Raw genomic sequence first — 17,819 nt, forward strand, 5'->3', positions numbered from 1 at the left:
CCTGTCGGCAAAACGGACGTTCCCTGGCGAGACTCGTGGGAAAATATTTTATTTAATGAATATAATTATTTTTTTCGATGCGGATGTCAAATCCGGAGGGCTCGAGTCGATGCTGGCACCGGCCTTGGAGCCGCGCCGGCGGACGCTGTGTCGAGACGGTTCCGAATTTGTCGCAACTGCTTGACAAGGATAGAGAATGGGAACAAATGACCCACAGGGCGACGTATATATTGGAGGACGCGGTATGTTTCGGGGTGTGTTTTTGTTTTTGTGCGTTGTGTTGTTGCCTTCGTCCGGCCTTTGTTCCCAGCAAGAGGAATCCCATTACATCGGTTCCAAAGCGTGCTCTCAGTGCCATGAGCAGCAATACGGGAACTTCTCGAAATATTCGAAGAAGGCCCACGCCTGGGATTCCATCGCCATCATGAAACCCAAGCTCAAGGAAAACGAACTCAAGCAGTGCTATGAATGCCACACCACGGGGTACGGCAAGAAGGGCGGGTTCGTGAGCCACGAGACGACGCCGGGGCTGGCCGACGTGGGTTGCGAGAGCTGCCACGGGCCCGGCAGCGCCCATGCCGAGTCCGGCGACCCCAAGCTTACGACGCGCCGGCCCTCCATGCAGACCTGCACCGCATGCCACAACTCCCAGAGGGTGGAGGACTTCCACTTCAAACCGCTGCTCTTCTCGGGCGCGCACTAGGTGGCGGTCATGAATTTCACTCATTCCATCAACGCCAAGATCACCGTCCTTATCGCCGCGATCTCCCTGGCCGTCATTTCGGCCATCAGCGTCTACGAGGGGATCGGCATCCGGAACATGATGTCCGACCAGATCCGTCACTCCGCCGAGGCCGAGGCGGACCTGGCCTACATGGGCATCGAGAAGCCCATGGTGGTGGGCGACAACCGCTCCACCATCGAGGAGTTCGGGGCCATCCGGACCAAGTTCAAGGACCTGACCGCCTACATGACCTCCTACACCGGCAGCGTGACCTACAGCACCGAGCCGGGCGCCGTGCGCAAGGACTTCGCCCAGGCCGCGGGCAGCCCGGAACTGACGGAACTGCACCGCCGGGGGCTCAAGGAGAACCTGCGCGAATCGGTCTTCGTGGAGCAGGACGGCAAAAAGATGCTGGCCCGGGTCATCTCGGTGCCCAACCAGGCCAAGTGCCACCACTGCCACGGCTCCTCGGAGCCCATCATCGGCCAGATGGTGCTCCTCTCGGACGTGTCCTCGCAGTGGGGGGCCATGCGCTCCCAGATCACGACCTCGGCCGTCGTGGGGCTTTGCGGGCTGGCGCTCCTGATCGGCATTTCGGTCTGGGCCGTGCGCACCATGATGATCAAGAAGATCACCGTGCTGACCACCTCCGCCGAGAAGGTGGCGGGCGGAGACTTCGACGTGAGTTTCGCCGTGGGTGGCCAGGACGAGCTGGGCAGGCTGGCCGGTGACATCGACACTATGGTGGGCCAGCTCAAGGTGAAGCTCGGGTTCTCGGAGGGCGTGCTCAAGGGCATCCCCACCCCCTGCGGCATCGTGGGGCCGGACTTCAAGATGCTCTGGGTCAACAGCCAGCTCTGCGCCCTGCTGGGCAAGGACAAGGCGCCCGAAACCTACGTGGGGCTCAAGTCCGGGGACTTCTTCTGGGCCGAGCCCAACCGGGAGACCCTCTCCGACAAGGCCATCAAGGAAGGCAGGGCCCTCTCCGCCCAGCGGGTGTGGACCTCCCCCTCCGGGGACAAGACCCTGCACGTCAACATCAGCACCACGCCCTTCTTCGATATGGACGGCCAACTGCTCGGCTCCATCACCTTCTGGAACGACCTCACCGAGATAGTGGCCAAGCAGCACCAGATAGAGGAGCAGAACGCGGTCATCGCCCAGGCGGCGCAGCGTGCCGAGGGCATCGCCCACCATCTGGCCTCCACCTCCGAGCACCTGCTTGCCCGTATCGACGAAACCACGCGCGGCACGGGCAACCAGCGACACCGCATCCAGGAAACGGCCACGGCCGTGGAGCAGATGAACGCCTCCGTGCTGGAGGTGGCTAGGAACGCCTCCGACGCAGCCCGCAACGCCGAGAACGCCCGGGAGCGCGCCGTGCTCGGACAGAGGGTGGCCGACGAATCCATCACGGCCATCATGAGCGTTCGCGAACAGGCCCGGAAAATGAACGAAAGCCTGCACAAGCTCGGCGACCAGGCCCAGGGGGTCGGGCGCATCATCAACATCATCACCGATATCGCCGACCAGACCAACCTGCTCGCCCTGAACGCGGCCATCGAGGCCGCCCGGGCCGGTGAGGCCGGGCGCGGCTTCGCCGTGGTGGCCGACGAGGTGAGGAAGCTCGCCGAAAAGACCATGGACGCCACCCGGGAGGTCCATACGGCCGTAAGCGGCATCCAGGACGGCACGCGCCTGAACATCTCGCTCATCGATGCGGCCGGCAAGGACGTGGAGCAGGGCGCGGAGCTGGTCAAGAACGCGGGCGACGCCCTGCGCGAGATCGTGGAGGTTTCGGTGAGCACGGCGGACATGGTGCGCTCAATCGCCACCGCCGCCGAGCAGCAGTCGGCCGCGTCCGAAGAGATCACCAGCACCGTGGACGACGTGAACGCCATCGCTTCCGAGACCTCGCAGACCATGGACGAACTCTCCGAAACCTCGCGCGAGGTGGCCCAGGTAGCCATGGAGCTGCGCGAGGTGATCGGCACCATGAGCCTCGCGCAGGCAGAGGCACCCAAAAGCTTGGCCTGAACACCGGCCGAGACAGCGACGTGACGGGGGAGGGGCGGATCGCCCCTCCCTTTTTTCATTCCCGCCCCCAAGGTGCGCTTTCCAGGTCCCCCCATTGACACCGGCGGACATGTGGGCCACCCATGATCCATAACCCCGCATTGCGCCAAGGAGGCTTAAGCCATGAGACCTGTCACCGTCGCCGCGCGCCTTGTCCCGTTCTTCGTCCTGTCCGCCCTGCTCCTCGCGGCCCCATGCCTTGCCGAGTCCAAGATCGCCGTGGTCAACTCCAGGGAAGTGGTTTCGAAGTGCGACATGGGCGTGAAGGCCCTGGCCGAGTTAAAGGAACTCCTCGGCCCCAGGCAGCAGCAGCTTGCCGCCAAGCAGAAGGAAATCCGTGAACTGCAGGCTCAGTCCCAGGGAAAGGCTCTGGAGAAGAACCCGAAGAAGGCCGAGATCGATACAAAGATCAGGAACTATGCCCAGGAAGAGGCCATCCTGCGCCGGGACATCGCCATGGAGGAGGAAAAGCGCCTCAAGCCCATTGCGGAAAAGCTGTCGGCGGTGGTCAAGGCGTACGCGGTGGAGAAAAAGTATGCCGCCATCCAGGAGAAGGGGCAGTTCCTTTACGTGGATCCGGCGCTCGACGTCACCGACGAAATCCTGAAGCGGATGAACCAGGCCCAGTAGTCCGGGGCCGTGCGCCGGGATTCCCGGCGCTGCCCCGGTGCGATCAGTTCGTCCGGCGGGCGCATTGATCCTTTTACTGCCCGGCGGCGTCCCGGCCGCCGGGCGGACCCGTCTCGCGGCACGGGCTTACTCGCCGGAGGCTGCCGCGCTTTCCCCCCAGGCCTCGCTGCTGCGGGCCACTTTCTTACGCACCCCGGCCCAAGTGTCCGTGGTCAGGTACGACTCCTCCCAGCGGGCCAGAAAACGCGTGAACATCTCGTAGGGCACCGTGAAGGTCATCTCGTCGGTCTTGAGGAACTTGCGCTCCGAGGGGTCGAACCCGCCCAGCACGGCCTTAAGCCGTCCTTGCTTCAGGTAGTGGAACGGCCAGGTGGTCATGCAGGCGCAGCCCGCGCCGAAGGGGGACATCACGGCCTCGAAGTCGCCGGTGACGAAGCTGGCCAGGAAGCCCAGCCCCGCGAGCACCTCGGGGCGGCCGAAGAAGGTGACTGTCTCCGGGGTCTCGTCCGGCTCGAACCGGCTCACGGGCTTGAACACGCAGAAGCGCGCGGGCGCTGGCCTGGGGGGGATCTCGGTGAAGAGGCGGCGCACCGTCTCGGGGCTGTCCAGGTAGCGCTCGCCGTGCACCTGGGTGCCGGGGATGCCCGAGGAGACGTAGCGGGTGAGGAAGTCCAGCTGCGGCTGGTGGAAGCCCAGGTAGAAGGAGCCGCCCATGCAGCCGTAGCGGGCGGACTCGAAATAGGCCGCCGACTTCTTCTTTCTGGCCAGCCAGATATTGCCCATCACGCAGGAGAACGATCCCCACACGGCCTGCCAGTCCATCTTTCCGGCCTGCTCAAGCTCCGCGGACACGGGCGGGCCGGGCTTGGGCGAGAACCCATCCTGCGGCTCCCGGTCGGTGTAGAACATGCCGAAGGGCTCGCCGTCGTGGCCCAGGGCGTCCAGAAAGGCTTTCAGCGGTGCATCCATGACAGTCACCTCCAGGGGCGGTTGTCGCCGGTTGGGCGGGAGCGCTCAGGACAGGGCGTCGCCGATCTTGATCTGGGCCGCGACCGTGAGGCCCAGGCGCTCCATCTTGGCCAACAGAGTGGGGCGCGACAGCCCCAGGAGCTTGGCCGCGTGCGACCGGTTGCCCCCCGTGACCCGCAGGGCCTCGGCCAGCACCACGGCGGCGAAGCGGTCCGTCACCTGGTTGAAGAGGTCCGGGCCGCCGGCGGCCACGGCCAGGCGCGCGTATTCGCCCAACGCCTCGCCCGCGTCAGGCAGGGGCTCGGCGGCGCGTCCGGCGATGGCCGCGCGCACGTCGGGGGCGCCAATCGCCAGGCCGCGTGAAAATATCAGGGTCTTCTGCAGCACGTTGGAGAGCTCGCGCACGTTGCCGGGCCAGTCGTGGTCGGCCAGGGCGGCCAGACCCTCGGCGGTGATGCCGGGGTCGGACACGGACATGGCCTTGGAGTGCAGGGCCAGGAAGTGCGCGGCCAATTGGGGCAGGTCCTCCTTGCGCTCGCGCAGCGGCGGCAGCACGATGCGCACCACCTGCAGGCGGTAGTAGAGGTCCTCGCGGAAGCGGCCCTCGGCCATGGCTGCTTCCAGGTCGCGGTTGGTGGCGGCGATGATTCGCACGTCCACGGCCGTGGGACCCTTGCCGCCCAGGCGCTCGATCTGCTTCTCCTGCAAGAGCCTCAAAAGTTTGGCCTGCACGGGCAGGGGCATGTCCCCGATCTCGTCCAGGAACACCGTGCCGCCCTGGGCCTGCTCGATCTTGCCCGCCCGGCGGTGGTTGGCCCCGGTGAAGGCTCCCTTCTCGTGGCCGAAGAGCTCGCTCTCCAGAAGCGATTCCGGGATGGCCACGCAGTTGACTACCACGAGGGGCCTGTCCTTGCGCCCGGAGTAGCTCCACAGGGCGCGCGCGGCCAGCTCCTTTCCGGTTCCGGATTCCCCCTGCACCAGCACCGTGGCGTCGGTGGCGGCTACGCGGCCCAGCTGCTTGTAGACCTCGCGCATGGCCCGGCTCTGGCCCACCAGCGACACCTGGGCCCCGGCCGCCGGGGTGGCGTGCTTGCGCGCGCCCTTGGCCAGGCGCGAGGCGTCCAGGGCCTGGGCGATGAGGCCCAGCATCTCGGGGATGTCGAAGGGCTTGAGGATGTAGTCGAACGCGCCCTTGTTCACGGCCTCGATGGCCGTGGCCGTGGTGCCGAAGGCGGTCATGATGATCACTGGGGTGGCCGGGTCCTGGGCCTTCATGCGCGCAAGCGCCTCGATGCCGGTCATGCCCTGCATGCGTACGTCCATGACCACCAGGTCCGGGTGGTCCTTGGCCTGGCGTTCCACGCCCTCCTCTCCCGAGGCGGCGGTGATGGCCTGGTGGCCCTCCATGTCCAGGAGCTTGGCGAAGCTGGTCCGAAGCCCGGCGTCGTCGTCCACGATGAGGATCACTGCCACCTGGCCCCTCCTTGCGACTGGGCGTCGAAGGGCAGGGTGATGGTGAACTTGGCCCCGCCGCCCTTGGCCTGGGTCAGGGTGAGGGTGCCGCCGTGCTCGGCCACGATGCGCCGGGCGATGGGCAGGCCCAGGCCCGTGCCTTCCTGCTTGGTGGTGTGGAAGGGCTCGAACACGTGCTCCCGCTCGGCTTCGGGTACTCCCGGCCCCGTGTCGGACACGGAGATCACCGCCACGCGCCCCGTGGGTTCGATGAACCCGTCGTGCTCGGCGATGGTGATGCGCCCCGGCCCGTCCATGGCCTCCAGCGAGTTGGAAAGGAGGTTCACCAGCACCTCCTTGAGCTGTTCGGGGTCGATGAGGATTTGCTGCAGCTGGTTCTCGCGCTCCACGTCGACGCTGACGCGCTGCGCGTCCAGGCGCAGCTTGAGCAGCGTCAGGGCGTCGTCGGTGACCTCCGAGGGGCTGGCGCGCTTGAGGGTGAGCTTGGGCGGGCGGGCGTACTCCAGGAAGTTCTGGATGATGTGGTCCAGGTGCTTGATCTCCTCGGAGATGACCTGGAAGTCCTCGCTCTGGTTGTCGGTGAGCTCCAGGGAGCGCTGCAGGGAGAAAAGGCGCATCTTCACCGACGTGAGCGGGTTGCGGATGGAGTGGGCCACGCCCGCGGCCATCTTGCCCACGCCCGCCAGGCGTTCCGTGGCCAGGAGCGTGGCCTGGCTCTTCTCGAGCTTGGCCCTGGCCTGCACGGCGCGCTCCAGCAGGCCGTGCATGCGGGTCTCCAGGGCGGCCACCTCGTCGGGGGCGACCAGGTGGTCCTCGCCCATGGCCAGGCGGCGGATGGGCCCCAGGAGCTGGCGCGAGAGCACCAGCGTCAGGACCATCCCCAGGATAAGGGTGAAGGGCAGGAAGGCCAGGGCCATGGAGTTGACCAGGCTCATGCGTCCGATGCCGTCTTCGCGGTCGGTCTCGAGCTTCTGGCGCAGGTCCTCCAGGAAGGTTTCGCACTTGGTGATGAGGGTGTCGAAACGCCTTCTGGCCCCGGCGTGGATGACCACGGCGTCGTTTCGCCTCCCCGCGTCCAGGAGGGCCACCACCTGCTCGCGCTCGACGGTCAGGCGCACGAACCCGGCCTCGATCTCGTTGAGCAGCTGGCGGGCGGTTTCGTCGGAGGCGAAGGCCCGCACGCGGGTCATCTCGCGCTCGAAGGTGTTCTGCTGCTCGGTGAGCCGCGTGAGCCAGTGCCGGTCGAAATCCAGGGAGTAATAGGTGAGGAAGCCGCGCTGGGCGGCAAGCGAGCTCTCCATGCGCATGCCCGCGTCCAGGGCCTGCATCTGGCGTTCGAAGATGTTGGTGAAGAACGCCTGGAGCCGGGTGCCGTACCAGAGCATGAACGACCCGCCGCCGACGGTCACGGCCATGAGCAGGCCCAGGACCAGGTAGATGCGCAGGCGCAGGGAAACGTGGAGACGCATGGAGGGATATTGCGGGCGCGCGCCAGGAAGTCAAGCGCGGGGGAGCCTTCGCGTTGTCGGAACGTCCGGGAGGGGGCTTACCTGGCCTTGTCCAGCAGCGCGTCCAGCTGGGCCGCCACCTCGTCCGGGGTGCGGTGCAGGGGGGCGAGCGCGGCCTCGGCCCGGCGCGGGTTCACCTCCACCCCGAGCTTTTGCGCCACCGCCTCCAGGGCCGCGTGCAGCGCGCCGGGTCCTTGCGTTCCCTGGTCCTTCCCGTTCCCGCACGGTGCCTCGAGGGCCGCGAACCTGTCTCCACCGAGCCTTCCCAGCACCGTGCCCGGATATATCTCCCGCAGGACGTCGGCCACGCTTAAAAGCAGGGCGTCGGCCTTGTCGTGGCCGTGGGCGGCGTTGATCTGCCTGAGCGTGGCCACGTTGACCACGAACAGGACGGCCGTCCGCTTGTCGCGGGCGCACTGGCGCAGCGCTTCCTCGGCCCGTGCCAGGAAGCCGTAGCGGTTGCGCAGCCCGGTGAGCGGGTCGCGTCCGGCCAGGTCGCGTTCCTGGTCGTAGAGCATGAGCAGTTGGGTGATGAGCAGGAGAAACGACAGGTAGGACAGGCTGTGCGAGACCACGCTGTAGAGGTGGTAGATGTTCTCGTCGAACCGCCTGCCGGCCAGGTAGTCGGCCCCCTCGGTGGTCAGGGCGCAGGCGATGGCCGTGGCCAGCCCGATGCGCCAGCCCCCGGCCACGGTGAGCATGATGAGCGGCGTCACGTAGACCACGGTGAGGTTGATCTCGAAGCCCGTCACGTAGTCCAGCCAGCCGATGCCCAGCAGGTAGAGGACGCCCAGGAGCGCGGTGCGGCGTTTGTCGCGCCGCATGGCGATGATCCTGTCGGACCACCAGGTGCGAAGCCTGGGCAGGGCGATGTCGGGCATGGGCGTCGTCCTCCTAGAAGCGCAGCTGCACGCCCAGCTCCAGGACGTGCTCGGGCGGGATGTTGTAGTAGGTGGCCGGGTTGGTGGCGTTGCGGTGCAGGAACACGAACAGCGCCCGGCGCAGCGGCCCCATGGACGAATGCCTGGCGGGCACCAGGGCGATGCGTCCCAGGTAGAACTTGGCCGCCTTCACGTCCACGGGCAGCCCCTGGCGCGCGGCCAGGCGCAGGAGCGCCGGGGCGTCAGGGGTCTCCATGAAGCCGGTCCTGGCGATGACCCGGTGGATGCCCTGTCCCAGGTCGCTCACCTGCAGGCGCTGGGAGTCGGGCACCACGGGCACGTCCTCGGTGACGATGGAGAGCAGCACCACCTTCTCGTGCAGCATCCTGTTGGTGTTCAGATGCTGCAGGAGCATGGGCGGGATTTCCTTGCGGAAGGTGGAAAGGAACACCGCCGTGCCCGGCACGCGCGCGGGGTTGTCCGCCTCCACGCGCCTGACGAAGCGCTCGATGGGCAGCCGGTGCGAGAGCATGCGCCTGGCCAGGGTGCGCCAGCCGTCGCGCCAGGTGATCATGACCCCCATGAAGGCCACGGCCACGGCCACCGGGAACCAGCCGCCCGAGAGGAACTTGGTCAGGCACGATCCCAGGAAGGCCAGGTCCATGACCAGGAAGAGCGTCGTGAGGAGCCCCGCGCGCCACTCGGGCCAGCCCCACACGCCCACGGCCACGCGGTAGAAGAGCACCGCCGCTATGGTCAGCGTGGCCGTGACCGCGATGCCGTACGCCTCGGCCAGGTTCTCCGAGGCGCGGAACTCCAGGGCCAGGAACAGGCATGCGGCCAGCATCATCCAGGTGACGAAGGGCAGGTGGATCTGCCCCTGGGTCCTGGCCGAGGTGTGCACCACCTGGAGCCTCGGCATGAAGCCCAGCTGGATGGCCTGGCGGGTCTGGGAGTACACTCCGGAGATGATGGCCTGGGAGGCGATGATGGTGGCCGCCGTGGCCAGGATCACCAGGGGAACGGTCAGGGCGGCCGGGGCCAGGTTGTGGAAGGGCTCCTCGGCGGCCTCGGGCCGGGCCAGCAAAAGCGCCCCCTGCCCGAAATAGTTGAGCACGAGCGCGGGCAGGGCCACCGCGAACCAGGCCAGCCGGATGGGGTTTTTGCCGAAGTGCCCCATGTCGGCGTGCAGGGCCTCGGCCCCGGTGACGCAGAGCACCACCGCGCCGAGCATGAGAAATCCGTGCAGGCCATGGGCCATGAAGAACCGCGCGCCCCAGACCGGGTTGGCGGCCGCCAGGATGTCCGGCCGGGCCAGAATGGGCGGGACGCCCAAGGCGGCGATGGCCGCGAACCACACCAGCATCACCGGGCCGAAGAGCCTGCCGATGGAGCCCGATCCGCGCGACTGCACGGCGAAAAGCCCCACGAGAACGGCGCAGGCCAGGGGGAGCACCAGCGCCTTGGACTGCGGCGCGGCCACCTCCAAGCCCTCCAGTGCGGCCAGCACGGAGATCACCGGGGTGATGGCCCCGTCGCCGTAGAGAAGCGCCGCCCCGAACAGGGCCAGGAGCACCATGCGCCCGCCGGGCCGGGCGTCCGGGGTTCGGTGGAGCAGGGCCAGCATGGGAAATATCCCCCCCTCGCCCTGGTCGTCCACGCGCAGCATGAACACCGCGTACTTGAGCCCCACCATGAGCAGGAGCGACCACAGGATGAGCGAGCATATCCCCAGCACGTTCTCCGGGGTGGGGTCAACGAGATGGAGTCCCGTGAAGCATGCCTTCATGGCGTACAGGGGCGAGGTGCCTATGTCGCCGAACACCACGCCCAGCGCCCCCAGGGCCAGCATCCTGGTGGAATGGGCACGGTGCTCCGGGTGGGGGTGGACTTCCTGAGGGGTGGACATGCCCGCAGCATAATCTTGTTTTTTAACGGAAATCCAGCGGATTTTGCCTGCCCCGCCTGCCCGCCGGTTGCCTTGCTGGCCGATTCCGGGCATCACATGGCAAACGAGGATCAAAGGCCGCTCCATGCAGCTTGGACCGAAACTGCCGGACAAGATCTACAAGAGGTCGCTCTTCTCCTGGGTGCTCACCAGCAACCTGAAGCTCCAGCTGATCCTGTTGCTGGTGATCGTGGTGACGGTGGCCATCCGGGTGCTGCCCCTGGAGATGCAGAAGAAGATCATCAACGAGGCCATCGGCGAGCAGAAGGTCCACCTGCTGCTCATCTACTGCGGCTACTACCTGGCGGCGGTGGTGTCGTCCTCGGCGCTCAAGTTCGTCATCAACGCCCTGCAGACCTACATCGGCCAGGAAGCCCTGGCCGACATGCGCAAGAAGCTCTACGCCCACATCCTGACCCTGCCCATCAACTTCTTCCGCACCGCGAGCCCGGGCATGATCGTGTCCTCGCTGGTCACGGAAGTGGCCAACGCGGGCGACTTCATCGGCCAGGCCATCGCCGTGCCCGTGACCAACGTGCTGACGCTCCTGGCTTTCGCCGCGTATCTCTTCTACCTCAATCCGCTGCTGGCCGGGCTGTCCATGGTGCTCTATCCGCTGGCGCTCATCTTCGTGCCCATGATGCAGAAGCGCTCCAACGAGGCCAACCGCGAGCGAGTGGACACCGGGCGCACCATGTCCACCATGATCGGCGAGACGGTGTCGGGCATCCACGAGATCCACGGCAACGCCTCCTTCCGCCACGAGAACAATCGCTTCTCGGCCATCACCGATCGGCAGTTCAAGGTGCGCTTGCGCTGGACCCTGTGGAAGTTCGGCATCAAGAACTCCAACAACTTCTTCCAGTCCCTGGGGCCGTTCGTGCTCTTCCTGGTGGGCGGCTGGCTGGCCATCAACGGCCGCTTCGACCTGGGCGCGCTGGTGGCCTTCCTCTCGGCCAACGAGAAGCTCTACGACCCCTGGAAGGAGCTCATGGACTTCTACCAGTCCTGGCAGGACGCCACGGTGAGCTACAACCGGGTCATGGAGTACTTCGCCGAGGACTGCGAGTTCACCCTGGAACCGGCCGAGGCCCGCGCGCCGCTCACCCTGCCCGGGAAAATCGACGTGAAGGACCTGGTCATGGAGGCCCAGGGCGGGGTCAAGCTCCTGAAGGGCGTGTCCGTAGCCGTGGAGCCGGGCCAGCACCTGGCCCTGGTGGGCTTTTCGGGCTCGGGCAAGTCCACCCTGGCCCTGTGCATCGCCCAGATCTATAAATATTCCTCGGGCCAGTGCCAGCTGGCCGGACACGAGATCGCGGACATGGCCAAGTCCGACCTGGCCGAGAACATGGGCTTCGTGCCGCAGCACCCCTTCATCTTCGAAGGCAGCATCAAGGAGAACCTGCTCTACTCGGTCAACTCGCGCAGCGTGGACAAGGGGCTCGATCCCAAGGAGCACGAGCCGAGCCTGGACCGGCTCATCGAGGTCATCCAGCAGGTGGGGCTTTTCCTGGACGTGCTGCGCTTCGGGCTGAACACGGTGTTCCGCAAGGGCAAGAAGGAACACTTGGTGCAAAAGCTCATCGCCGTGCGCGAGGCGTACTCCCGCGAGCAGGGCGAGGAGCTCAGGAACCTGGTGGAGTTCTTCGACGAGGGGCGCTACCTGGAATACTCGTCGGTGGCGGCCAACATCCTCTTCGGCAACCCCAACGACGACGCCTACCTGCCCGAAAACCTGGCCCGCAACGAGGAGTTCCTGACATTCTTGCGCGAGGCCGGACTGGAAGCCATGCTGGAGGACCTGGGCCGCAGCCTCACCATCCAGACCGTGGACATCCTGAAGAACGTGCCCGGCGCGGACGCATCCTTCTTCGAGCAGAGCCCCATGCAACTCGAGGAGTTCGAGGCGTATTCGCAGCTGGCCGAGCGCCTGGAGCGCGGCGAGGGGATCTCCCCGGGGGACTCCCGCATGCTTTTGACCCTGGCCCTTCGCTACACCCCCGGCCGCCACGCCCTGGCCTCCCCGCCCACGGGGTTCCGGCGCAGGCTCCTTTCCGGGCGCGCCCTGTTCATGGAGCGCATCTCGGCCCTGCCCGGGGAGAAGGTCACCTTCTACCGGCGCGACAACTACATCCACTCCCAGACCATTCTGGACAACATCCTCTTCGGCAAGCTCAAGACCGAGAGCCCCAAGGTGATGGACAAGGTCAACAAGACCATCATCATGCTGCTCATCCAGGAGGACATGCTGGAACGCATCGTGGAACTGGGCCTGGACTTCCAGGTGGGCACCCAGGGCGACAGGCTCTCGGGCGGGCAGCGCCAGAAGGTGGCCCTGGCCCGGGCCTTCCTCAAGGAGCCGCCGCTTCTCCTGCTGGACGAGGCCACGGCCGCCCTGGACAATGCCTCCCAGACGCGTATCCAGAATCTTCTGGATTCGAAGTGGAAGGGCCGCTCCACGGTGATCGCCGTGGTGCACAGGTTGGACACCATCAAGGGATACGACAAGATCGCGGTCATGAAGGCCGGCCAGATCGTGGAAACGGGCTCCTACAAGGAGCTCATGGATAGAAGGGGGATGCTCTATGAGCTCGTCCACGGAACAAAAGCCGGCGGGTAGCGCCTGCGGGTACAGCGATTTTCTGGACATCATGCGCGCCCTGCCCCTGTTCTCCAGGGTGCCCCTGGACGTGTGCAAGGTGCTGGCCTACCTGAGCACGGCGGAGACCTTCCAGGCCGGGGACGTCCTGGTGCGCCAGGGCGAGCACGCCGAGGCGTTCTACTACCTGACCTGCGGCCGGGCGTCCGTGAGCTGGAAGGACGGGGAGACCGAAGTGGAGCTCAAGACGCTGCGCGAGGGCGATTCCCTGGGCGGGCTGGCGCTGATCCTTGGGGCCGGGAGCCTTTTCACCGTGCGCGCCGACGAGGAGACCGTGGCCATGACCCTTACGCGCGAGAAGTTCCAGAAGACGGTGCAGCGCTTCCCCCAGGTGGAGCCCGCCCTGCTGCAGGCCCTGGCCGAGCACGTCCTGGGCTGGGAGGAGCGCTTCCTCTCCCGTCATCCCCAGGAGTTCGCTTCCCTGGGGCAGGACTTCGGGCTCACCCTCTTCTGATGCTCCGACGAAAGAAAAGAGCCGGGCCTGGGACATCCCAGGCCCGGCGATTTTGCCGCCGGTCAATCCTGGCTGGAATCGGCCCTAACGCCCGTACCTGGCCGTGATGGCGGCCTTGCCCAGGGCGTGGGCATTCAGGTTGAACCCCACCATGGCCGCCGGTGAGTCCGGCCCCAGGTCCAAGCGATCCACGTCCAGGGCGAACACGGTGTACACATAGCGATGGGGCTTGTCCCCGGCTGGCGGACAGGCTCCCCCGAACCCCGGCTTACCGAAGTCGGTCCTTGACTGGACGCTGCCCGTGGGCAGGCCGGAGCCCTTTTCGTCCCCGGCTCCGGCAGGCAACCCCGCGGCCGAGGCCGGGATATTGAACACCACCCAGTGCCACCAGCCGCTGCCCGTGGGCGCATCGGGGTCGTAGACCGTCACGGCGAAGCTCTTCGTGCCCTTCGGGACGTTTTCCCAGCGGAGTCCGGGCGACACGTTCGCGCCCTGGCATCCAAAGCCGTTCAGGATCTGACTGGCGGGGAGGTTTTTCCCCTCTGCGACATCCGGGCTCTCCAGCTTGAAATCCGAAGCAAAGGCGGCCGCCGCCCAGAAGAACGCAGCCAGAATGAAAACGGTCAATCTCATGGCATCCCTCCTGAAAGTGATGCCCCGAACTAACAAGCCAGCCCCCGTCCGGTCTGTTCCGATCCGGCCAAATCCTGTGCGGTTCCGGCCGTGAAGCGCGCGATGTCGCTTGGCCTCACCCCGAAGCGCTCCCTGAACAGCACGGCGAATCTGGAGGGCGAATCGTAGCCGCAGCGGCTTGCTGCCTCGGCCACGTTGGAGTGCCCGGCCTGAAGGAGGGAGAGGGCCGCGTTGAGGCGGACGTCCTTGAGCACCTGCCTCAGACCAGCGCCCTCCTTGGCCAGATTGCGGCGAAGCGTCCTTTCGCTGACGCCCAGGCGCCCGGCCACTTCCAGGGCCGTCCATCCCCGGGCCGGATCCACGCTCACCAGGCGGGCGCACCGCGCCCGCCAGGCGTCTTCCGCCCGCCACAGCGCCGGGAAACAGGGGGTGCGCTCTGACACCAGCAGCACAAAGGCCTCCATGCACAACGAGAGAAGCCGTTCGTTGCCGGGGCAGGCAACGGCCATGTCCAGAAGATGGGCCAGCGAGCCCAGAAGCGGGGCGTCGGTCCTCACCCGCATTGAGTGAAGCGAAAAAACTTCCGGCACGTCCGGAACGCCGTAGGCGGCCGCCACCCTGGCGACCGTGTCGGGACAGAGGGAGAGGCACAGGGCGAGATAGCCCGCCCCGCGAGGGCTGGGCTTGTTTTCGATGGTCACCTCGCATTGGGCGGGCAGCAGGAACATGTCCCCTTCACGGACACTCAGGCTGTCCTCTCCCAGATACAGGGTCTTTTGTCCCTTCAGGACCAGCACGCAGGCGGAATGCGGCAGGCTCACGGAACGCAGCCGGTGCCCCGTAATGCAGGACACCGCTCCGACGTAGGGCAGGCGGGTGCTCCCCTGGGGGGGCGTGCCCGAGATGAGCGGCCTCAAATGGGCCTCGATGTCATGGTGGCGCATGCCAAGCTCCTCACGCAGCAGGGTAGCCCGGCGAAGCGGCAAGCGCAAAACGCCTTCCTCGTGGCCCTGCCAAGGCGCATCGACAATATCTTCCGCACCTTTTGAAGGCAATGCGCGGTTTGACACCCGGGCGCATCCCGGATACGAGCCAAAAAATTGCGCGGGAGCCATCGATGCAAGACGCCTACGTCCTGTTCGCCGATTACGCTCAAAGGGAGCACCTCAAGATGACGCCGCAACGGCGCCACATCCTGGACGTGTTCCTGGAACAGCAGGGGCACGTCACTTCCGAGGAACTCTACGAGAAGGTCAAGTCCACCTACAAGACCATCGGCCAAGCCACGGTCTACCGCACGCTGAAGTTGCTCTCGGGCTCGGGCGTGGCCAAGGAGGTGGACTTCGGCGACGGCGTCACCCGCTACGAGCGCCAGGAAGGCGACGACCACCACGACCACCTCATCTGCGAGTCCTGCGGCAAGAACGTGGAAGTGCTGGACGAGACCATCGAGAAGCTCCAGGAAGAGGTGGCCGCGCGCCACGGCTTCAGGCTCACCCGCCACAAGATGTACCTCTACGGCATCTGCCCGGACTGCCAGGGCAAGGGCCGCTGACGCTCCCTCCGCCGGGCCTTTTCCCCCCTTGACCGGGGGGGGGCGGTTGAACCCGCACCGCCGATGAGGCGCGCCGCAGCCGGGCCCGGCGAGCACTCCGGCCTAAGCCGGAGAACGCCATGAATCCCTCCCGTTTCGACGAAGTCGCATCCTCCTGGGACGAAGACCCCCGCAAGGTCCGCGTGGCCGGGGCGGTGGCCGAGGCCATGCTGCGCCACCTTCCCCTCGCCCCCGGCCAGACGCTCCTGGACTACGGGGCCGGCACGGGGCTCGTGTCCCTTGCGCTCCTGCCTCGGGTTGGACGGGTCGTGGCGGCGGACACCTCCTTGGAAATGCTCTCCGTGCTGGCCGCCAAGGCGGCCAGGCTCGGAACGGACGCGGTCGAGACCATCCGGTGGGAGCTTGGGGAGCCCTATCCCGGGAGCGCCCGTCCGGACGCGGCCGTCCTGTCCATGGTGCTGCACCATGTGGCGGACACGGCCCTGGCCGCACGCCTGCTTTTCGAGCTGCTGCCCTCCGGCGGCGTGCTGGGCGCGGCCGACCTGGACCTGGAGGACGGGAGCTTCCATGGCCAGGACATGCCCGTGGAGCACAACGGGTTCTCGCGCGAGGAGCTGGGTGCGGCATTCCGGGCAGCGGGGTTCCAGGACGTGCGCTTTCACGAAGTGACCAGCATGGAGAAGCCCGGCGCCGACGGCGTGGCGAGGTCCTACACGATCTTCCTGATGACCGCTTCCCGCCCCTGAGAGATCCTCCCGGACCCGAACAAAAACAAAGCCCCCGCACGGACACGGGGGCTTCGGGGAACCGGACCTCGACGGACGAGGTCCGCAGGGGAGAGTTGCGGCTATTGAGGAGGCGGCGGAGGCGGCGAGCCGAACATGCCCGGCGGCGGAGGCGGCGGGCCTCCGAACAGCCCCGGGCCTCCCGGCGGCGGACCATGCGGGCCGCGTGCGCGCAACCGCTTGAGAAATTCGTCGTGCTTCTTCGCCTGGTCGGGCGTCAATTGCGTGCGGATCATGCCCTGGTATTTCTCGAGAACGGCCTCACCCGCGTCGAAGCAGGGCTTGCGGGCCTCGTCCATCTTGGTCACCATTTCCTCGACGAGGGGGCGTATCTTGGCCTGCTGTTCGCTCGAGAGCCCAAGCTCCCTGTTCATGTGGTCCATGATGAACCCGGCCGGTCCCATGCGCTCCATCTTGCCGAAGGCGCCGCCCCGGTAGGCGTGCCACGCCTCCAGGCCCAGGGCGCCGACGGCCGCTCCGGTGAGAAATATCGCCGCCACGATGAGCAGTCCTTTGCTCCTGGTCATGGGCCCTCCTAAAGCGCCAGCCAGCGGGTGACGGTGTCGCCGTTGACCAGGGCCGCCATCACCACGTCATTGCTCGCGGAAAGGCCCTTGAAGGCCAGAAACCCGAGAACGGCGGCCGTGGCCCAGCCCGAGACGAGAATGGGCTTGGCCAGCTCGCGCAGGATGTCCCACAGCGACAGTTCCCGCCTGGTTTCCATGATCCGGGCCATGACCCGGGCCTCGAAGCCCGGAGTCGCGCAGCCTTCCCCTCCGGGTTGGAACACCCCGGAGAAGAGCGCGTCCAGCCGCTCCAAATCCTTGTCCTTGTCGCAGTTCATATCCCTCCCCCTTGGCTAGACTCGTCTCGCATGACCTTGGCCATGAGCTTGCGGGCTCTGTGCAGGCGAACCTTGACCTTCTCCACGCTCCAGTCGAGCATGGCCGCGATCTCGGTGATCTCGTGCTCTCCCGCGTAGAAGAGCCCGAGCGCCACGCGGTCCTCGGGCTTGACGTGCCCCAGGAGCCAGCCCACCACGGAGCTGGCCTCGCGCCTGCGCACCAGGTCGTCGTGGCGCTGCATGCAGTCCTGGGCCATGTAAGCGTCGAGCCATTCGCGCTCGCCGTCGCCGCCCATGTCCAGGGGCACCTCCCGCCGGCCCGACACGTCGCGCCAGTAGCGGATGGCCCGCCTGAGCGCCAGCGAGGAGAGCCAGGCCCTGAAGGACTCGGGCTCGCGCAACTGGTGCAGCTTTTCGAACGCCTTCACGAAGGAGTCCTGGGCCACCTCTGCCACCTCCGACACCGGCAGGTGGCGGCGCAGCAGCGTGAACAGGTAATCCTGGTGGCGCTTGACCAGCACGGAAAACGCTTCCGTCTTGCCGTCAAGCACCATCCGGATGGCCTGGGCGTCGCCCACCGCGGTTTTGTCCTCTACTCGCGTGCTTTCTCTCATGCCTTTTCCGCCGCCTCGGGGAACTCCCCTCCCCCGGACGGCCGCCATCGCGCCGCGTTCACCCGC

17 protein-coding genes are annotated in these 17,819 nt (G+C 66.6%); 7 read left to right on the forward strand and 10 right to left on the reverse strand.

Features of this window, described 5'->3' with window-relative positions:
• Positions 1-244 precede the first annotated feature (244 nt).
• From ML540_RS01665 to ML540_RS01675, 3 genes are all read left to right on the forward strand, one after another.
• The gene (locus ML540_RS01665) at positions 245-703 is read left to right on the forward strand and encodes a cytochrome c family protein (protein WP_243358105.1); all 459 of its coding nucleotides are present in this window, start codon (positions 245-247) and stop codon (positions 701-703) included.
• 9 nt (positions 704-712) lie between these two features.
• Positions 713-2,761 carry a methyl-accepting chemotaxis protein gene (locus tag ML540_RS01670; RefSeq protein WP_243358106.1) on the forward strand — a complete coding sequence of 683 codons (2,049 nt, stop codon included), beginning with the start codon at positions 713-715 and terminating at the stop codon, positions 2,759-2,761.
• Positions 2,762-2,923: 162 nt separating this feature from the next.
• On the forward strand, positions 2,924-3,430 hold the full coding sequence (locus ML540_RS01675; RefSeq protein WP_243358107.1) for an OmpH/Skp family outer membrane protein: 507 nt from the start codon (positions 2,924-2,926) through the stop codon (positions 3,428-3,430).
• 126 nt (positions 3,431-3,556) lie between these two features.
• Here the strand turns inward: ML540_RS01675 and ML540_RS01680 are convergent, their stop codons facing one another.
• The 5 genes from ML540_RS01680 to ML540_RS01700 all read right to left on the reverse strand — a co-directional run bounded on the left by ML540_RS01680 (position 3,557) and on the right by ML540_RS01700 (position 10,170).
• Positions 3,557-4,399 (reverse strand): DUF169 domain-containing protein, encoded by an 843-nt coding sequence (locus tag ML540_RS01680; protein ID WP_243358108.1) that lies wholly within the window; start codon positions 4,397-4,399, stop codon positions 3,557-3,559.
• A 45-nt stretch (positions 4,400-4,444) separates the two neighbouring features.
• Positions 4,445-5,872: a sigma-54-dependent transcriptional regulator gene (locus ML540_RS01685; protein ID WP_243358109.1), complete on the reverse strand. Its 1,428-nt coding sequence runs from the start codon at positions 5,870-5,872 to the stop codon at positions 4,445-4,447.
• The gene (locus tag ML540_RS17885) at positions 5,863-7,341 is read right to left on the reverse strand and encodes an ATP-binding protein (RefSeq protein ID WP_243358110.1); all 1,479 of its coding nucleotides are present in this window, start codon (positions 7,339-7,341) and stop codon (positions 5,863-5,865) included. The genes ML540_RS01685 and ML540_RS17885 overlap by 10 nt, the downstream gene beginning before the upstream one ends.
• A 77-nt stretch (positions 7,342-7,418) precedes the next feature.
• Positions 7,419-8,261 (reverse strand): GGDEF domain-containing protein, encoded by an 843-nt coding sequence (locus tag ML540_RS17715; protein WP_279343196.1) that lies wholly within the window; start codon positions 8,259-8,261, stop codon positions 7,419-7,421.
• A 13-nt stretch (positions 8,262-8,274) separates the two neighbouring features.
• Positions 8,275-10,170, reverse strand: coding sequence for a potassium transporter Kup (locus tag ML540_RS01700; protein ID WP_243358111.1), 1,896 nt, complete (start codon positions 10,168-10,170; stop codon positions 8,275-8,277).
• A 124-nt stretch (positions 10,171-10,294) separates the two neighbouring features.
• Here ML540_RS01700 and ML540_RS01705 point away from each other — a divergent pair, with 124 nt between their 5' ends.
• Together ML540_RS01705 and ML540_RS01710 are read left to right on the forward strand one after the other, a co-directional pair.
• The gene (locus ML540_RS01705; protein ID WP_243358112.1) at positions 10,295-12,829 is read left to right on the forward strand and encodes an ATP-binding cassette domain-containing protein; all 2,535 of its coding nucleotides are present in this window, start codon (positions 10,295-10,297) and stop codon (positions 12,827-12,829) included.
• The gene (locus tag ML540_RS01710) at positions 12,795-13,322 is read left to right on the forward strand and encodes a Crp/Fnr family transcriptional regulator (protein WP_243358113.1); all 528 of its coding nucleotides are present in this window, start codon (positions 12,795-12,797) and stop codon (positions 13,320-13,322) included. Before ML540_RS01705 ends, ML540_RS01710 begins: the two co-directional genes overlap by 35 nt.
• 84 nt (positions 13,323-13,406) lie before the next feature.
• Here ML540_RS01710 and ML540_RS01715 read toward each other — a convergent pair whose 3' ends face one another.
• Positions 13,407-13,955, reverse strand: a complete 549-nt coding sequence (locus ML540_RS01715; protein ID WP_243358114.1) for a YbhB/YbcL family Raf kinase inhibitor-like protein — start codon at positions 13,953-13,955, stop codon at positions 13,407-13,409.
• Between the two features lie 29 nt (positions 13,956-13,984).
• Entirely contained in the window at positions 13,985-14,899 is a 915-nt protein-coding gene (locus ML540_RS01720; protein WP_243358115.1) for a helix-turn-helix transcriptional regulator, read from the reverse strand.
• Between the two features lie 173 nt (positions 14,900-15,072).
• Between ML540_RS01720 and ML540_RS01725 the strand changes: the two genes are divergently transcribed.
• Positions 15,073-15,510, forward strand: a complete 438-nt coding sequence (locus tag ML540_RS01725; RefSeq protein WP_243358116.1) for a Fur family transcriptional regulator — start codon at positions 15,073-15,075, stop codon at positions 15,508-15,510.
• Between the two features lie 119 nt (positions 15,511-15,629).
• The gene (locus ML540_RS01730) at positions 15,630-16,256 is read left to right on the forward strand and encodes a class I SAM-dependent methyltransferase (protein ID WP_243358117.1); all 627 of its coding nucleotides are present in this window, start codon (positions 15,630-15,632) and stop codon (positions 16,254-16,256) included.
• A gap of 101 nt (positions 16,257-16,357) precedes the next feature.
• Here the strand turns inward: ML540_RS01730 and ML540_RS01735 are convergent, their stop codons facing one another.
• From ML540_RS01735 to ML540_RS01745, 3 genes are read right to left on the reverse strand one after another with little or no spacing between them, the layout of a single operon-like run.
• Positions 16,358-16,822, reverse strand: a complete 465-nt coding sequence (locus ML540_RS01735; protein WP_243358118.1) for a hypothetical protein — start codon at positions 16,820-16,822, stop codon at positions 16,358-16,360.
• An 8-nt stretch (positions 16,823-16,830) separates the two neighbouring features.
• Entirely contained in the window at positions 16,831-17,139 is a 309-nt protein-coding gene (locus ML540_RS01740; protein ID WP_243358119.1) for a hypothetical protein, read from the reverse strand.
• Positions 17,136-17,753, reverse strand: a complete 618-nt coding sequence (locus tag ML540_RS01745; RefSeq protein ID WP_243358120.1) for an RNA polymerase sigma factor — start codon at positions 17,751-17,753, stop codon at positions 17,136-17,138. The genes ML540_RS01740 and ML540_RS01745 overlap by 4 nt, the downstream gene beginning before the upstream one ends.
• Positions 17,754-17,819: the final 66 nt, after the last annotated feature.

The organism is Fundidesulfovibrio terrae, assembly GCF_022808915.1.
In the GTDB taxonomy this organism is placed as follows: domain Bacteria; phylum Desulfobacterota; class Desulfovibrionia; order Desulfovibrionales; family Desulfovibrionaceae; genus Fundidesulfovibrio; species Fundidesulfovibrio terrae.

Excerpts from the sequence above, each read along its gene's own strand:
- ML540_RS01700 (WP_243358111.1), bottom strand. The coding sequence starts at position 10,170 with ATGTCCACCCCTCAGGAAGTCCACCCCCACCCGGAGCACCGTGCCCAT.
- ML540_RS01735 (WP_243358118.1), bottom strand. The coding sequence starts at position 16,822 with ATGACCAGGAGCAAAGGACTGCTCATCGTGGCGGCGATATTTCTCACC.
- ML540_RS01665 (WP_243358105.1), top strand. The coding sequence starts at position 245 with ATGTTTCGGGGTGTGTTTTTGTTTTTGTGCGTTGTGTTGTTGCCTTCG.
- ML540_RS01725 (WP_243358116.1), top strand. The coding sequence starts at position 15,073 with ATGCAAGACGCCTACGTCCTGTTCGCCGATTACGCTCAAAGGGAGCAC.
- ML540_RS01715 (WP_243358114.1), bottom strand. The coding sequence starts at position 13,955 with ATGAGATTGACCGTTTTCATTCTGGCTGCGTTCTTCTGGGCGGCGGCC.
- ML540_RS01740 (WP_243358119.1), bottom strand. The coding sequence starts at position 17,139 with ATGAACTGCGACAAGGACAAGGATTTGGAGCGGCTGGACGCGCTCTTC.
- ML540_RS17885 (WP_243358110.1), bottom strand. The coding sequence starts at position 7,341 with ATGCGTCTCCACGTTTCCCTGCGCCTGCGCATCTACCTGGTCCTGGGC.
- ML540_RS01730 (WP_243358117.1), top strand. The coding sequence starts at position 15,630 with ATGAATCCCTCCCGTTTCGACGAAGTCGCATCCTCCTGGGACGAAGAC.
- ML540_RS01705 (WP_243358112.1), top strand. The coding sequence starts at position 10,295 with ATGCAGCTTGGACCGAAACTGCCGGACAAGATCTACAAGAGGTCGCTC.
- ML540_RS17715 (WP_279343196.1), bottom strand. The coding sequence starts at position 8,261 with ATGCCCGACATCGCCCTGCCCAGGCTTCGCACCTGGTGGTCCGACAGG.
- ML540_RS01710 (WP_243358113.1), top strand. The coding sequence starts at position 12,795 with ATGAGCTCGTCCACGGAACAAAAGCCGGCGGGTAGCGCCTGCGGGTAC.
- ML540_RS01675 (WP_243358107.1), top strand. The coding sequence starts at position 2,924 with ATGAGACCTGTCACCGTCGCCGCGCGCCTTGTCCCGTTCTTCGTCCTG.
- ML540_RS01680 (WP_243358108.1), bottom strand. The coding sequence starts at position 4,399 with ATGGATGCACCGCTGAAAGCCTTTCTGGACGCCCTGGGCCACGACGGC.
- ML540_RS01670 (WP_243358106.1), top strand. The coding sequence starts at position 713 with ATGAATTTCACTCATTCCATCAACGCCAAGATCACCGTCCTTATCGCC.
- ML540_RS01745 (WP_243358120.1), bottom strand. The coding sequence starts at position 17,753 with ATGAGAGAAAGCACGCGAGTAGAGGACAAAACCGCGGTGGGCGACGCC.
- ML540_RS01720 (WP_243358115.1), bottom strand. The coding sequence starts at position 14,899 with ATGCGCCACCATGACATCGAGGCCCATTTGAGGCCGCTCATCTCGGGC.